The 15,177-nt window shown below is 66.2% G+C and carries 13 protein-coding genes and 1 pseudogene; 9 read left to right on the top strand and 5 right to left on the bottom strand.

Annotated features, from left to right (window positions below; genetic code table 11):
- Window positions 1-39 precede the first annotated feature (39 nt).
- Both DW355_RS15840 and mutL read right to left on the bottom strand, forming a co-directional pair.
- Window positions 40-981, bottom strand: a complete 942-nt coding sequence (locus DW355_RS15840; RefSeq protein ID WP_131281521.1) for an alpha/beta hydrolase — start codon at window positions 979-981, stop codon at window positions 40-42.
- A 54-nt stretch (window positions 982-1,035) separates the two neighbouring features.
- Window positions 1,036-3,039 (bottom strand): DNA mismatch repair endonuclease MutL, encoded by a 2,004-nt coding sequence (gene mutL / locus DW355_RS15835; protein ID WP_131281519.1) that lies wholly within the window; start codon window positions 3,037-3,039, stop codon window positions 1,036-1,038.
- A gap of 253 nt (window positions 3,040-3,292) precedes the next feature.
- On the opposite strand from mutL, the gene DW355_RS15830 reads away from it, so the two are divergent.
- Complete coding sequence (locus DW355_RS15830) at window positions 3,293-3,940, top strand: DedA family protein (RefSeq protein WP_131281518.1); 648 nt, start codon at window positions 3,293-3,295, stop codon at window positions 3,938-3,940.
- Window positions 3,941-4,052: 112 nt separating this feature from the next.
- The gene (locus tag DW355_RS15825) at window positions 4,053-4,400 is read left to right on the top strand and encodes a hypothetical protein (protein ID WP_242671219.1); all 348 of its coding nucleotides are present in this window, start codon (window positions 4,053-4,055) and stop codon (window positions 4,398-4,400) included.
- Between the two features lie 36 nt (window positions 4,401-4,436).
- On the opposite strand, the gene DW355_RS15820 is transcribed toward DW355_RS15825, so the two are convergent.
- Window positions 4,437-5,861, bottom strand: coding sequence for an N-acetylmuramoyl-L-alanine amidase (locus tag DW355_RS15820; RefSeq protein WP_131281516.1), 1,425 nt, complete (start codon window positions 5,859-5,861; stop codon window positions 4,437-4,439).
- On the bottom strand, window positions 5,858-6,391 hold the full coding sequence (gene tsaE, locus DW355_RS15815) for a tRNA (adenosine(37)-N6)-threonylcarbamoyltransferase complex ATPase subunit type 1 TsaE (protein ID WP_131281514.1): 534 nt from the start codon (window positions 6,389-6,391) through the stop codon (window positions 5,858-5,860). The genes DW355_RS15820 and tsaE overlap by 4 nt, the downstream gene beginning before the upstream one ends.
- Before the next feature lie 24 nt (window positions 6,392-6,415).
- On the opposite strand from tsaE, the gene queG reads away from it, so the two are divergent.
- The 7 genes and pseudogenes from queG to DW355_RS15780 all read left to right on the top strand — a co-directional run bounded on the left by queG (window position 6,416) and on the right by DW355_RS15780 (window position 14,732).
- Entirely contained in the window at window positions 6,416-7,627 is a 1,212-nt protein-coding gene (gene queG / locus DW355_RS15810) for a tRNA epoxyqueuosine(34) reductase QueG (RefSeq protein ID WP_131281512.1), read from the top strand.
- An 81-nt stretch (window positions 7,628-7,708) separates the two neighbouring features.
- Window positions 7,709-8,662 carry a histone deacetylase family protein gene (locus tag DW355_RS15805; protein ID WP_131282805.1) on the top strand — a complete coding sequence of 318 codons (954 nt, stop codon included), beginning with the start codon at window positions 7,709-7,711 and terminating at the stop codon, window positions 8,660-8,662.
- A gap of 9 nt (window positions 8,663-8,671) precedes the next feature.
- On the top strand, window positions 8,672-10,009 hold the full coding sequence (locus DW355_RS15800; RefSeq protein ID WP_131281510.1) for a mechanosensitive ion channel family protein: 1,338 nt from the start codon (window positions 8,672-8,674) through the stop codon (window positions 10,007-10,009).
- Between the two features lie 62 nt (window positions 10,010-10,071).
- The gene (locus tag DW355_RS15795) at window positions 10,072-10,821 is read left to right on the top strand and encodes an electron transfer flavoprotein subunit beta/FixA family protein (RefSeq protein WP_131281508.1); all 750 of its coding nucleotides are present in this window, start codon (window positions 10,072-10,074) and stop codon (window positions 10,819-10,821) included.
- Between the two features lie 115 nt (window positions 10,822-10,936).
- The gene (locus DW355_RS15790) at window positions 10,937-11,869 is read left to right on the top strand and encodes an electron transfer flavoprotein subunit alpha/FixB family protein (protein ID WP_131281506.1); all 933 of its coding nucleotides are present in this window, start codon (window positions 10,937-10,939) and stop codon (window positions 11,867-11,869) included.
- A gap of 63 nt (window positions 11,870-11,932) precedes the next feature.
- A pseudogene (locus DW355_RS15785) lies at window positions 11,933-13,710 on the top strand (acyl-CoA dehydrogenase).
- A gap of 50 nt (window positions 13,711-13,760) precedes the next feature.
- Window positions 13,761-14,732 carry an NAD(P)H-dependent flavin oxidoreductase gene (locus tag DW355_RS15780; RefSeq protein WP_131281504.1) on the top strand — a complete coding sequence of 324 codons (972 nt, stop codon included), beginning with the start codon at window positions 13,761-13,763 and terminating at the stop codon, window positions 14,730-14,732.
- Window positions 14,733-14,811: 79 nt separating this feature from the next.
- Here the strand turns inward: DW355_RS15780 and DW355_RS15775 are convergent, their stop codons facing one another.
- Window positions 14,812-15,153, bottom strand: a complete 342-nt coding sequence (locus DW355_RS15775) for an ArsR/SmtB family transcription factor (RefSeq protein WP_131281502.1) — start codon at window positions 15,151-15,153, stop codon at window positions 14,812-14,814.
- Between the last annotated feature and the right edge of the window lie 24 nt (window positions 15,154-15,177).

The following is a 15,177-nucleotide window of genomic DNA, read 5'->3' as shown; positions in this document are numbered from 1 at the left end:
CTGACTCGGTGGCCAAGAGGGATGGCGATGGGGCGCGGTCTAGTGCGCCGGACTGAGTGCGCCCAGGGTGTCCCGCGCGGTGCGCAGGCCAAACAGTTCCGCCAACGCTGCACGGTACTGCGGCTGGCCGATGGTGTTGGTGTTGTGGTGGGTACCGCCTTCCACCAACACGAAGCGTTTCGGGCCGGTGGCCGCCTCGAACAGTTGGCGACCGAGCGCGGGCGCGATCGTGCGGTCCTCGCTGCCATGCACCACCAGCAGGGGCGAGCCGATCTGGCCGACCCGTTTGACGGCTTCCAGCTTCTGCGTGATCAGCGCCCGGTCCAGCGGCCAGAACAGCAGCCAACCCCATTTGTAGCTGCTCACCACGTCGGGGATGGAGGTGAAGGTGCCTTCGACCAGGGTGCCGCGTTCGTCCGGCACCTGAGCTGCCAGCTCGATGGCGATGGCACCGCCCAAGGAATGGCCGAAGATGTAGCGCGGTCGGTCCGGGTATTGCCGTGCCAGCCAATCCCAGGCGGCGCGTGCATCCTCGTAGGCGCTGGCTTCCGAAGGCAGGGCGGCCGTGCTCTTGCCAAACCCGCGGTAGTCGATGGCCAGTACCGAGAAGCCCAGCGCCTGCATGTGCCGCGCGCGCAGGGCCGAACCCACCACGTTGTAGCGCGCTCCGTGCAGGTAGAGCAGCACGGGTGCTTCATCGGGCGTCAGATGACGGCGTGCCAGATCGGGGTGGGCCAGCCACAGTCCGTGCAGGCGTGCCGACTGGGGCGTGCCGGCGTCACCATCGTGCGCATGCGCCATGAAGTCGATCCAGACCTCGCTCATGCCTTCGGCGGCGCTTTCACCGCCCCACCAACTGCGGTCCGACGGCTGGAAGATCCAGCTGCGCTGCTTTTCGTCCAGCGTGCCGCAGCCCGCGAGCAGGCCGATGAAGAGCAACAGGAGGATCAGGGGAATGAGCCAGAGTCGCCGATGTTTCATGGGCGCCGATGATGCCGTGATCGCCGTGGTGTGTGCCGCCGTGGGGGAATCCGTTCAGCGTCCGCGCAGGAAGAGCGCGTCCAGGTCTTTGAGCGTGACCTGGCGCCAGGTCGGTCGGCCGTGGTTGCACTGATCGGAGCGCTCGGTGTGCTCCATGTCGCGCAGCAGAGCGTTCATTTCCGCGAGCGTGAGCTGGCGGTGGGCGCGCACCGCGCCGTGGCAGGCCATGGTGCCCAGGATCTCGTTGCGCGCGCGTTCGATCACGCGCGCGCCTTCGCCGTGGGGCAGTTCGGCGAGCTCGGCGAGCACGCCACGGGCCAACTCGACGGCGTCGCCCTGGGCCAGGGTGCTGGGCACGGCGCGCACGGCCAGGGTCTTGGGCGACAGGGCGCTCACTTCCATGCCCAGACTGGCCAGCGTGTCCGCGTGGGCCTCGGCCGTGGCCACCTCCTGCGGCGTGGCGGCGAAGGGCGCCGGGATCAGCAGGGGCTGGCTGGTGAGCGTGTGCAGGTCGAGCTGCTGCTTGAGTCGCTCGTAGACGATGCGCTCGTGCGCGGCATGCATGTCCACGATAACCAGCCCCTGCGCGTTCTCGGCCAGGATGTAAATGCCTTGCAGTTGAGCCAAGGCCTTGCCCAGGGGCCAGTCCGAGCCTTCTTGCCCGGGGGTGGCGTTCCGTGTCGAGGGCGGGGCACCGGTGTCCGGACTGTCCAGCCCCGGTGCACCGACAGCAGGCGTGGCGCTAGCTGCGGACGGTTGCCAGAGCGCGGCCAAGTCCTGGATGGGGTGGCCGCCGCGGGTGTCGTCCGCGCGTCCGCCGGTCCAGGGTGCGCCGTAACTCCGGGGCGCGGTTTCACGCGTCTCGATGCCCGGGGTGTCGAAGCGCATGGCCGGTTGGGTCCATGCCGGCGCAGCAGGGGGAAGACTGGCGCTCAGTTGCGCGTAGGCGGGGGCAATCTCGCCGGCCACGGCGGCCTGCGCGCGCGGGGCGGCCAGGGCGTCCTCCAGCGCATGGCGTACCGCCTGGTGTACCTCGCGGCTGTCGCGGAAGCGCACCTCGATCTTGGTCGGGTGCACGTTCACGTCCACCCGGGTCGGGTCGATCTCGATGTGCAGGGCATAGACCGGCTGGCGTTGGCCATGCAGCACATCTTCATACGCGCTGCGTGCGGCGTGCGTCAGCACCTTGTCGCGCACATAACGGCCGTTGACGTAACTGAACTGTTGGTCGGCACGGCTGCGTGCGGTGTCGGGCACGCCCGCGCGACCGCGCACGCGGATGGCCCGTCCGCCCGCGTCGCGGCCCTGGTAGTCCACAGTGACGGAGGCGGTGATGAAGTCTTCGCCCAGTACATCGGCCAACCGCTGCTTGAAGGCGTGGTCAATCTGGGTATCGCTGTCGGCGCTCGCGTCCTGCGTCAAGGGCGTCACGCCGCAGGCACGCCATTGCTCGACCAGCTTGCCTTCGTGCCAGATGGCGAAGGCAACCTCGGGCCGAGCCAGTGCGTGGCGCCGAACGGCGTCGATGCAATGGGCCAGTTCGGTGGCGTCGGTCTTGAGGAATTTGCGGCGGGCGGGCGTGCTGAAGAAAAGTTCCTTCACCTCGACCGTGGTGCCCTGGCTGCGCGCCGCCGGCTGGATCTCACCTGTGCGGCCATCGAGCATGAAGGCCGTGGCCTGGTCCGCCGAGCGCGAGAGGAGGCTGAGTTCTGAGACCGAGTTGATGGCCGCCAAGGCCTCGCCGCGAAAACCCATGGTGGCGACGGACTCCAGCTCTTGCAGGCTGGCGATCTTGCTGGTGGCGTGGCGCTTCAGGGCGATTGCCAATTCGCTCGGTGGAATGCCGCCGCCGTCGTCCTCGACCGCGATCAGGCGCACGCCGCCGGCCAGCAGGCGCACGGTGATCTGGGTCGCGCCCGCGTCCAGCGCGTTGTCCACCAGCTCGCGCACCACCGAGGCGGGCCGCTCCACCACCTCGCCAGCGGCGATCTGGCTGATGAGTTCATCGGGCAGTTCGCGGATGGGGCGTCGGGGCACGGAGGGCAGAGGGGCGTTCACGTCTTCATTTTAGGCGGCCCGACGCGCGAAGCGCCCGGGGCGAGTCGATACCGCAAGTCGGTCACCAGGAAATCCCCCTAATCGGCCGCATTCGATGAAAAAGGAGGGCGCCATGTCACCCACGGAATGCCAAACCGGCGCATTCTCTGGCAAGTTCGTCGCCCTGAGTCCGGAGCCGGTCTGAGGCTAAGCCCGGACGGGGTCCGGGTTTGCGGGGCCGCAGGTCGCAGACGGGCAGGGATAATCCCGGCCCATGGAAATCATCACCTTCTTGACTGACTTCATCCTCCACGTCGATCAGCATCTTCAGGCATTCGTTGAGGTTTACGGCATCTGGGTCTATGCCCTGCTGTTCCTGATCGTCTTTGTCGAAACGGGCGTGGTCGTCATGCCCTTCCTGCCGGGGGATTCCCTGCTGTTCGTCGTGGGGGCGCTGGCCGGGGCCGGCCTGATGAGCTACCCGGTGGCCGTCGCCGTGCTGCTGGCGGCGGCGATTCTGGGTGACCAGTGCAACTACTCCATCGGTCGTCTGGTGGGGCCACGGGTCTTCCAATGGGAGAACTCGCGCTTCTTCAACCGGCAGGCGTTTGAGCGCGCGCATGCTTTTTACGAAAAGTACGGCGGCATCACCATCGTGCTGGCGCGTTTCATGCCTTTTCTGCGTACCTTCGTGCCCTTCGTCGCCGGCGTGGCCGAGATGAGCCGCGTGAAGTTCACCCTCTACAACATCGTGGGCGCGGCGATCTGGGTGTTGGGCATCTGCACGGCCGGGTATTTCCTGGGCAGTCTGCCCTGGGTGAAGCAGAACCTGGAGTTCATCATCTGGGCCATGATCTTGCTGCCAGGGTTGATCGTGCTGGTCGGCGCCTGGCGCGCTCGCCAGCGTGCCGTGGCGTCCTGAGAGGCAACGGTCGTGGGCTTGGCCAGGCGATTCCATGATTTGATACGACCGTTACCGGCAATGGATGAATGTCCAGCTTGCGGATCAGGCTGTGCTGCGTGAATATCGGTCCATGCCGAACAAAAAGCCGCTCCCGCTCGCGGACGATCCCATTCCCATCACGTCCAGCATGAAGGCTGTGCCGGAGGCCGTGGAGCAGTTCGTGGGGCAGGTCATCAAGCGCCCAGGGGGTTATTACTGGAGCCTGGCCGACGCAGATGGCAAGGAAGGCCGGGAGTACGGCCCCTACGACACCTTTGGGGAAGCTCAGACCGATATGGAAGCCGCCGCCGATCTGGATGCGCCGGAGCCCGGCGAGAGCCTGGAGGAGGCCGAGAGCGAACTTGGCATCGCCGACTGGATCGACCCCGAAACCGGCGAGCCGGCGGAAGGGCTGTCACGCCCCCACCTGGACGACTGAAGCACCTCCATCGAGCCGCTGAACGGCTGCGACCGCTCAGAGGCTGCGAGTCCGGGCCAGTGGCGGGTTCTTCGCGAAATAGCCTTCGATGCCCTTCATCAGGGCGTCGGCAAGTTGCCGCTGGTAGCTGGCGCTGTTGAGCCGCGCTTCCTCGGTGGGGTTGCTGATGAAGGCCGCTTCCACCAGCACGCTCGGGATGTCCGGCGCCTTCAGCACGGCGAAACCCGCCTGCTCCACGCGCGGCTTGTGCAGCTTGCCCACGCGGCCGATCTCCTGCAGCATCGTGCCGCCCAGTTGCAGGCTGTCGCGGATCTGCGCGCTGGTGCTCATGTCCAGCAGGGCGCGTTGCACCTGCACATCCTGTGTCTGGATGTTGACCCCGCCGATCAGGTCCGCCTTGTTTTCCTTGGCCGCCATCCAGCGCGCCGCGCTGCTGGACGCGCCGCCGTGGCTGAGCGCGAACACACTCGCGCCCTGAGGGCGCGGGGTGTAGAAGGCATCGGCATGGATGCTCACGAACAGGTCGGCCTTGACCTGTCGAGCCTTGTTGACGCGCACATGCAAGGGAACGAAGAAGTCCCCATCGCGCGTGAGGAAGGCGCGCAAGGTGTGGCCATTGACCTGGGAGGCGTTGATGCGGTCGCGCAACTGACGAGCCAGGCGCAGCACCACGTCCTTTTCGCGCGTGCCGCGTCGGCCGATGGCGCCCGGGTCCTCGCCGCCGTGCCCGGGGTCGAGCGCGATGATGATGAGCCGATTGGTGCCGGTGGTGCTTTCGTGGACCAGCTCGGGCGGAACGCCGCCAGGCGGTAGTTCCCGGGCCGTGCTCGAGGGCTGCGTGGCTGCAGCCGGCAGTCCTTGCTTGGCCATCAGCTCGGCCAAGGGGTCGATCACCTCGGGCACCGCCTGGCCGGTGCCGATGGTGCCCTTGCCCCCGGTGGGGCCGCTGACCACGGGCGGCAACTTCTTGTCGGCGTCCTGGGCCTGGCGCAGCTGTTCGGCGATCAAGGCGGTCAGGGGGTCGGTGCTGGCTTTGGGGTAGAGATCGAACACCAGGCGGTGCTGGTAGGGCTCGATGGGTTTGAGCGCGAAGACCTGGGGTTCGATGGCCTGCTTCAGGTCGATCACCAGTCGCACCACGCTGCGGGTGTACTGCCCGACCCGGATGCCCGCGATGTTGGGGTCATCGGCCTGTACCTTGGCCACCAACTCGCGCAAGGTGGGGTTGAGTGTCAGGTTGTCGATGTCCACCGCCAGCCGCGGGGGCTGGCTGATGAAGGTCTGCCTGGCCTGCAAGGGGGCGTCGGACTCCAGCGTGACGCGGGAATAGTCCTCGGCCGGCCAGACACGCACGGCCACGATGGAGGGGCCATTGCGCGTGGCGGCGCTGCGCGCCAGTTCGGCACGGCCCAGCAACAGGACGACGGCGCCGGCATGGAGGAGCTCGCGGCGCTGCATCATGCCTTGGCCCCGCTCACGGTGATGGCGCGCAGCAGCGTGGCACCGACGGCGCTGCGCGCGGTCAGCGTGGCCTGGCGAGCGGTGTCGCCAACGCTTGCCGCGTCGTGGTCAGTGCTGGGTGGCGTGCTCAGCGTGATCTCCAGGTCAGGCAAGGGCAACAGTCCCTCGGCCTGCTCCGGCCACTCGGTCAGTTTCAGGCCGGGGCTGGCGTACAGATCGCGCAGGCCGGCATCTTCCCATTCACGCGGGTCCTTGAAACGGTAGAAGTCAAAGTGCCAGATGGGCAGCGCGGGCCGGATCGCGGTGGCGGGCACCTCGTGGGGCTCTACCACGGCGTAGGTCGGGCTCTTGATGCGGCCGGTAACGCCGAGGGCGCGCAAAAGATGGCGCACGAAGGTGGTCTTGCCGGCACCAAGGTTGCCGTGCAATTCGATGATGGCCCCCCGTGCTCCGGGCGACTGGGTCGGCAGGGCCGCATATGCCGTCGCGAGAGTGGACGCGAGGGCCTGCGTGGCGGCTTCGTCACGCAAGAAGCGGTTTTCTACAATGGGTGCGTGCAGGTCAACAGTCACATCGACAAAGGGCAATTCGTCTCGCAAGTCCGGGTTTGGGCTCGTGAGCTCGGATTTTCGCAAATTGGCGTGCACAACGTCGATTTATCTTCGGCCGAAGCGGGATTAAAGGCCTGGTTGTCGCATGGCTTCCACGGCGAGATGGCCTATATGGCCGCCCATGGCATGAAGCGCGCCCGGCCCGCCGAGCTGGTTCCGGGCACGGTCAGCGTGGTCACCGCGCGCATGGACTACCTGCCCAGGGATACCCCGGAGGGCTGGCAGGCCGCCGAGCTGGCGCGTGTCCAGTCCCCGGACCGACCGCGCGAGGGCGTGATTTCCCTCTACGCGCGTGGGAGGGATTACCACAAGGTGCTGCGATCCCGCCTGAAGAAGCTGGCTGACCGCATGGAACAGCACCTGCGGGAGCAGGGTACGGCATTTGCGGACGGGCGGGGCGACGAGGCCAGTCAGGTCGACCAGGCCGCGCGTGAGGCCTTCCAGTACCGCGTCTTCACCGACTCCGCGCCCGTGCTGGAAGCCGAGCTGGCCGCGGGCAGCGGTCTGGGCTGGCGCGGAAAGCACACCCTGGTGCTGGACCGAGAGGCAGGTTCCATGTTTTTTTTGGGCGAGATCTTCCTCAATCTGGCCTTGCCGCCGACCGAACCGGTCAGCCCGCACTGCGGCAATTGCAATGCCTGCATCACCGCCTGCCCCACGCAGGCCATCCTGGGGCCCGGTCGCCTGGACGCGCGGCGCTGCATTTCCTACCTCACCATCGAGCACCCCGGCGCGATCCCCGAGGCGTTGCGCCCGCTGATGGGGCAGCGCATCTATGGCTGCGACGATTGCCAACTGGTCTGCCCCTGGAACAAATACGCACAGCGCAGCACCTTGCCGGATTTCGATGCTCGAGAGGGCATGGCCAATGGCGACCTGCTCGTCCTGCTGGCCTGGGACGAAGCCGAATTCCTGCGCCGCACCGAGGGCAGCGCCATTCGCCGCATTGGTCACGCGCGCTGGCGGCGCAATATTCTGGTGGCCCTGGGCAATGCCTTGCGCGATGGGGCGCTTGGCGCCATGGACTCGGCCGCGATCCGCGCCGCCTTGCAACCCTTTGCCGATTCCGAGGCCGATCCCCTCTTGTGCGAGCACGCTCGCTGGGCTCTGGCGGCGTCGGACGTGACAGGTGGCCGTCCGTCGGCGGTGTTTTAATCGGATGGATACATGACAGGCCACGCCCGGGGCACGGCGACGGGGCCGATGGGCAAGGACCAGGATGAGGAGCAAGGCGTCATGAGCGGAACCGGTTATTACACCCACGGCGATTGCCGCAAGCACGAGATGGGACCGGACCATCCCGAGTGCCCGGAGCGACTGGCTGCGATCGAGGACCGGCTGATCGCCAGTGGCCTGGACGTGGCCCTGACCCGCGTCGAAGCGCCGATCGCGTCGCTCGACGAACTGGAGCTGGCGCACGAACGCATGCACATCGCCGCGCTGCGCGGCCTGTGCGCCACCCTGGCCGACGACGAGGCCGCGGGGGGGCCGCGCTACGCCGCGATCGATCCCGACACCTCTATGAACATCGCCACCTGGGACGCCATCCTGCGCAGCGCGGGCGCGGCCATGGCGGCCACCGACGCGGTGATCGCGGGCGAGTTGCAGAATGCTTTTTGCGCCGTGCGCCCGCCGGGTCACCATGCCATGCGCAGCAGGGCCATGGGTTTTTGCTTCATCAACAACGTGGCCGTCGCCGCGAAGTACGCGCTGGAGCGTCACGGTCTCAGGCGCGTGGCCATCGTGGACTTCGACGTGCACCACGGCAATGGCACCGAGGACATCATCGCGGGCGATGAGCGCATCCTGATGGCCAGCTTCTTCCAACATCCCTTCTATCCCAACACGGGGGAGATCCCGAGCGCGGACAATATGGTCAACCTGCCCGTGCCGGCCTACACCAAGGGCCTGGAAATCCGCGAATTGGTCGAGACCTACTGGATGCCGCGCCTGGAAGCGCACCGGCCGGAGATGATCTTCATCAGCGCGGGCTTCGATTCCCACCGCGAGGACGACATGGGCCAGCTCGGCCTGGTCGAGGCCGACTACGCCTGGATCACCGAACGGCTGATGGACGTGGCCCGCCGCCATGGCAAGGGGCGCATCGTCTCCTGCCTTGAAGGTGGCTACAACCTCAGTGCTCTGGGGCGCAGCGTGGAAGCCCATGTGCGCGTGTTGGCGGATGTGTAATGCACGGATATGGAAATCACCGAACTTCGAAATCTATTGAATGAGTGGGACGAGGCCGTCGTCTGGATCGAAGCCCTGATCTTGCTGGCCTGCCTGGGTCTGGCCTGGGGCGTGGCCCGGTACGCGGGATACCGCGTGGGGCGTGGGAGCGTGCGGGACGGCGCGGGACAGAAGAGCGAGTCACCCAAGTCCGATTCGGTCTGGTTCGGGCAGCACACCATCGATGGCCTGCTGTTTCCCCTGCTGACCTTGCTGCTGATCTACGCGGCGCGCCATGGCGTGGCGCTCTACCAACCCGTGCTGCTGCTCAAGGTGGCCTTGCCCATCTTCGTGTCGCTGGCCGTCATCCGTCTGTTCGTGCGCGTGCTGCGGGCCTCCTTCCCCGAGTCGGCCTCGGTGAAGTTCATCGAGCAGTCCGTCTCCTGGCTGGCCTGGGCCGGTGCCGTGTTGTGGATCACGGGTTTGCTGCCTGCGGTGCAGGCCGAGATGGAGGACATCACCTTCGCCTTCGGACAGACGCGCATCAGCCTGCGCACCATCTTCGAGGGCGCGATCTCCTCGTCGCTGATGCTGGTGGTGGTGCTCTGGATCTCGGCCACGCTGGAAAAGCGCATCCTGTGCGGCGGCGTGGGCGATCTGTCCATGCGCAAGATCGCGGCCAACGCGATCCGTGCCGGCCTGCTGTTCATCGGCCTGCTGTTCGCCCTGTCCGCCGTGGGTGTGGACCTGACCGCGCTCTCGGTGCTCGGCGGCGCGCTGGGGGTCGGTCTGGGGTTTGGCCTGCAGAAGCTGGCGGCCAACTACGTCAGTGGTTTCGTGATCCTGCTGGAGCGCTCCCTGCGCATCGGTGACATGGTGCGGGTGGACGGCTTCGAGGGCGTGGTGACGGACATCAAGACGCGCTACACGCTCATCCGCGCGCTCAATGGCCGCGAGACCGTCGTGCCCAATGAGCTGTTCATCACGCAGCGGGTCGAGAACCTGTCGCCAGGCACGTATGTGTGGCTGAGCCTCAAGATCGCGGTTGGTTACGACAGCGATCCGGCCCAGGTGATGCAAATCCTCGTGGACGCTGCGCTGGAGCAGCCCCGGGTACGCAGAACGCCGATACCCGTGGCGACGCTGGACAACTTTGGCGCCGATGGACTGGAGTTTTCGCTGGCTTTCACGATCGACGACCCGGAGGCCGGCCACGGTGCCCTGCGTTCGGCCATCAATCTGCGCATCCTGCAATCCTTGCGGGATGCGGAAATTGACATTCCTTATCCGCAGCGCGTGGTGCATTGGCGGGACGAAACCCCTTCGCATCCCAGGCGGACCGAGGGCGAGGGCAAAAGCTCCGTTTAGAATGCGGCCTCACAGAAATCGCACGGTCGTTCTATTTTTCAATTTACTGCAGGAGAGAGCGCATGAAAGTCCTCGTCCCCGTCAAGCGCGTGGTGGACTACAACGTCAAGGTCCGCGTCAAGGCGGACAGCACCGGTGTGGACATCGCCAACGTCAAGATGAGCATGAACCCCTTTGACGAAATCGCCGTCGAAGAGGCCGTGCGCCTGAAGGAAAAGGGCGTGGTGACCGAGGTGATCGCCGTCTCCTGCGGGGTGGCGCAGTGCCAGGAAACGCTGCGCACGGCCATGGCCATTGGCGCGGACCGGGCCATCCTGGTCGAGACGGCCGAGGAACTGCAGCCCCTGGCCGTGGCCAAGCTGCTCAAGGCCCTGGTGGACAAGGAACAGCCCGGCCTGGTGATTCTGGGCAAGCAGGCCATCGACGACGACGCCAACCAGACCGGCCAGATGCTGGCCGCCCTGGCCGATCTGCCGCAGGCCACCTTCGCCTCCAAGGTGGAAGTGGCCGATGGCCGGGCCAAGGTCACGCGCGAAGTCGATGGGGGCCTGGAAACGCTGTCCATCACGCTGCCCGCCATCATCACGACCGACCTGCGTTTGAACGAGCCGCGTTACGTGACGTTGCCCAACATCATGAAGGCCAAGAAGAAGCAGCTCGACACGGTCAAGCCCGAGGACCTGGGCGTCGACGTGAAGCCGCGCCTGAAGACCCTGAAGGTCAGCGAGCCGCCCAAGCGCGGCGCTGGCGTGAAGGTGCCCGATGTGGCAACCCTGGTGGCCAAGCTGAAGAACGAAGCGAAAGTTATCTAACACCCCTGAGTCGGCCTGACGGCCGCCTTCCCCTCAAGGGGACGAACCCAGTGGTCCGGCAAAGCCGGTCCCACGGGTTCCCTGGAAGGGGCACCAGATACATCAAGGATTGAAAATGACTTCTCTCGTTATTGCCGAACACGACCATGCGTCCATCAAGGGCGCGACCCTCAACACCGTGACCGCCGCCGCGCAACTGGGCGGTGAGGTGCATGTGCTGGTGGCGGGCTTCAATGCCAAGGCCGCAGCCGATGCCGCTGCCAAGATCGCCGGCGTCACCAAGGTCATCCACGCCGATGCTGCAGGGCTGGAACATGGTCTGGCCGAGAACGTCGCGGCTCAGGTGCTTGCCATCGCTGGCAGTTACAGCCACATCCTGTTCCCGGCCACAGCTTCGGGCAAGAACGTCGCGCCGCGCGTGGCGGCCAAGCTGGACGTGGCCCAGATCAGCGACGTGAGCAAGGTCATCAGCGTGGACACGTTCGAGCGTCCCATCTATGCGGGCAACGCGATCGCCACCGTGCAGAGCGCGGACAAGGTGAAAGTCATCACCGTGCGTACCACGGGCTTTGACCCGGCGGCGACCACGGGTGGCTCGGCTGCGGTGGAAAGTTCTGCAGCGGTCGCGGACAGCGGCAAGAGCAGCTTCCTTGGCTCGGAAATCGCGAAGAATGACCGTCCCGACCTGACAGCCGCCAAGATCATCGTGTCCGGTGGCCGCGCCCTGGGTTCAAGCGAGAAATTCAACGAAGTGATGACCCCGCTGGCCGACAAGCTGGGCGCGGCCATCGGTGCGTCGCGCGCAGCGGTGGACGCGGGTTACGCGCCCAACGACCTGCAGGTCGGACAGACCGGCAAGATCGTCGCGCCGCAGCTCTACATCGCGGCGGGCATCAGCGGCGCGATCCAGCACTTGGCGGGCATGAAGGACTCCAAGGTGATCGTGGCGATCAACAAGGACCCCGAAGCCCCGATCTTCAGCGTGGCCGATTACGGCCTCGAAGCCGATCTGTTCGTGGCCGTGCCCGAACTGGTCAAGGCGCTCTGATCGAGTGCACGCGGGGCGTCACGTCGCCGTGACGCCCCTTTTTTGTTTCCGGAGACAAAGACCATGAGCTACAAGGCGCCCCTGAAAGACATGCTGTTCAATCTGCGTCACCTCGCGCGGATCGACGACATCGCCAGCCTGCCCGGTTTCGAAGACGCGGGGTTCGAGACGGCCCAGGCCGTGCTGGAAGAAGCTGCCAAATTCAACGAACAGGTCGTCGCCCCGCTGAACCGTGCGGGGGACGTCCAGCCTTCGAGCTGGAAGGACGGCGTCGTCACGACCACGCCGGGGTTCAAGGACGCCTTCCGCCAGTTCGCCCAGGGCGGCTGGCAAGGTCTGCAGCATCCGGTGGACTTCGGTGGCCAGGGCCTGCCCAAGGCCATCGGCGCCGCCTGCATCGAGATGGTCAACAGCGCCAATCTGAGCTTCGCGCTGTGCCCCTTGCTGACCGACGGTGCCATCGAAGCCCTGCTGACTGCGGGATCGGACGAACTCAAGGCGACCTACCTGGAAAAGCTGGTCAGCGGCGAGTGGACCGGCACCATGAACCTGACCGAGCCGCAGGCCGGGAGCGACCTGGCCCTGGTGCGCAGCCGTGCCGAGCCGCAGCCCGATGGCAGCTACAAGGTTTTCGGCACCAAGATCTTCATCACCTACGGTGAGCACGACATGGTGGACAACATCGCCCATCTGGTGTTGGCGCGCGTGACGGGTGCTCCCGAGGGCATCAAGGGCATCAGCCTCTTCCTCGTGCCCAAGTTCCTGGTGAACCAGGATGGCTCGCTGGGTCAGCGCAATGACGTGCAGTGCCTGAGCATCGAGCACAAGATGGGCATCAAGGCCAGCCCGACCGCCGTGCTGCAGTACGGCGACCAGGGGGGGCCGTGGGCTACCTCGTGGGCCAGGAGAACCGCGGCCTCGAGTACATGTTCATCATGATGAACGCGGCCCGCTACGCCGTGGGCGTGCAGGGCATCGCCGTGGCCGAGCGCGCCTACCAGCAGGCGGTGACCTACGCCAAGGACCGCGTGCAGAGCCGCCCGGTGGATGGCAGTATCAAGGCCAGCGCGGCCATCATCCACCACCCGGACGTGCGGCGCATGCTGATGACCGCGCGCGCACTGATCGAAGGCTGCCGTGCCATGGCCAGCGTGGCCGCCGCCGCTTACGACGCCGCGCACCGCCATCCAGACGCCGAGGCGCGCAAGCAGAACCAGACCTTCTACGAATTCCTCGTGCCCCTGGTCAAGGGCTACAGCACGGAGATGAGCCTGGAAGTGACCTCACTGGGCGTGCAGGTGCACGGCGGTATGGGCTTCATCGAGGAAACCGGCGCGGCCCAGCATTACCGCGATGCCAAGATCCTGACCATCTACGAAGGCACCACCGCCATCCAGGCCAATGACCTCGTGGGCCGCAAGACCCTGCGCGATGGCGGTCAGACCGCCAAGGCCATCGCCGCGCAGGTTGAGAGCACCGAGGCTGAGCTCAAGCGCCAGGGCGGCGCGGACGCGCTGGCCGTGGCCCGGCACCTGGCCGCCGCGCGCGCGGCCTTCGTGGACGTGGTGGAGTTCTTGGTTGCCCAGCAGGATCCGAACGCGGTCTACGCGGGCAGCGTGCCTTACCTGATGCTGGCCGGCAATCTGATGGCGGGTTGGCAACTGGCCCGCGCCCTGCTGGCCGCCCAGGCGAACCAAGCCGAGGACCAAGCCTTCATGCAAGGCAAGATCACGACCGCACGCTTCTACGCTGAGCACATCCTGCCGCGCACGGCGGGCCAGCGAGCCGCCATCGTCGAAGGCGCGGCCAGCGTGACCGCGCTGCCCTTGGAAGCCTTCTGAGGCTGATCAGGTTCAGAGCCACGAAAAACATCCACGGAGACGCTAAGCCCATGTCCCGACTTCCCGCTGTCTTCAGCAAGCTGCGCCTGCCCGTCATCGGCTCGCCGCTCTTCATCATCAGCAACCCGCAACTCGTGATCGCCCAATGCCAAGCCGGCATTGTCGGTTCCATGCCCGCCTTGAACGCGCGGCCAGCTTCGCAATTGGACGAGTGGCTGGCCGAGATCACCGAAGCCTTGGCCGCCTGGGACAAGGCGCACCCGGATCGCCCCGCCGCGCCCTTCGCGATCAACCAGATCGTGCATAAAAGCAACGAGCGCCTCGAGCAAGACATGGCCTTGTGCGTGAAGTACAAGGTGCCGCTCTACATCACCTCGCTGGGGGCACGCGAGGAGATCAACCAGGCCGCGCACAGCTATGGCGCGGTGGTGCTGCACGACGTGATCAACAACGCCTATGCGCACAAGGCGATCGAGAAAGGCGCGGACGGCCTGATCGCCGTCGCTGCGGGCGCGGGCGGGCACGCGGGCACCAAGAGCCCCTTCGCCCTGGTGCAGGAAATCCGTCAATGGTTCGACGGGCCGCTGGCCTTGTCAGGTTCCATCTCGACCGGCGCCTCCGTCCTGGCCGCCCAAGCCATGGGCGCGGACTTCGCCTACATCGGCACGGCCTTCATCGCTACGCTGGAGGCGCGCGCCGTGGACGCCTACAAGCAGGCCATCGTGGATGGCACAAGCGACGACATCGTCTACAGCAACCTGTTCACGGGCGTGCATGGCAACTACCTCAAGCCCAGCATCCGCGCGGCGGGGCTGGACCCGGATCACTTGCCTGAGAGCGATCCAAGCAAGATGAACTTCGGCGGCGATGCCAAGAAGGCCTGGAAGGACATCTGGGGTTCGGGCCAGGGCATCGGGGCGATCGGCCGTGTGCAAGGCGCGGCGAACTACATTGGACAGTTGACGCGCGAGTACCAGGCGGCGCGCGCCCGACTGCTGGCCCCGTCGAACGCTGTCGTCTGAGCGACGGCGACACTGCTTGCCCTACCACCATGGCCCGGTCTGACCGGGCCTTTTCTTTTCTCTTGCGCGTCCGTCGGTGTCAACCGCCGGGACGCATGAAGGCATTGCGCCGTGTCTCGCCCCGTTCCAGATGGCGTGCGATGTTGCCGCAAACCAAGTCACACAAGGCGTTGACCGAGGGATCGGCGATCCGGTAGTAGGCGTTGGCACCCCGACTGTCGCGCTCCACCAGGCCGTGCTTGGACAGCAGGCTCAGATGCCGAGAGACATTGGCCACGCTGCAACTGCAAACCTGTGCCAGTTCGCTGACGTTGGCTTCGCCCACGCGCAGCTGATTCAGGATCATCAATCGCGTGGGTTCGGACAAGGCCTGAAAGTAGGCCGCGATCTCCTGAAGTGCTGCCAGCGGCATGGATTCCATGCCGGGCTCGGTTTTCGGTAAGTT

It is taken from the genome of Hylemonella gracilis (genome assembly GCF_004328645.1).
Classification (GTDB): Bacteria; Pseudomonadota; Gammaproteobacteria; order Burkholderiales; family Burkholderiaceae_C; genus Hylemonella; species Hylemonella gracilis_B.
Note: the sequence above shows the minus strand (reverse complement) of the source record. Positions and strands in the feature narration are given on the sequence as shown.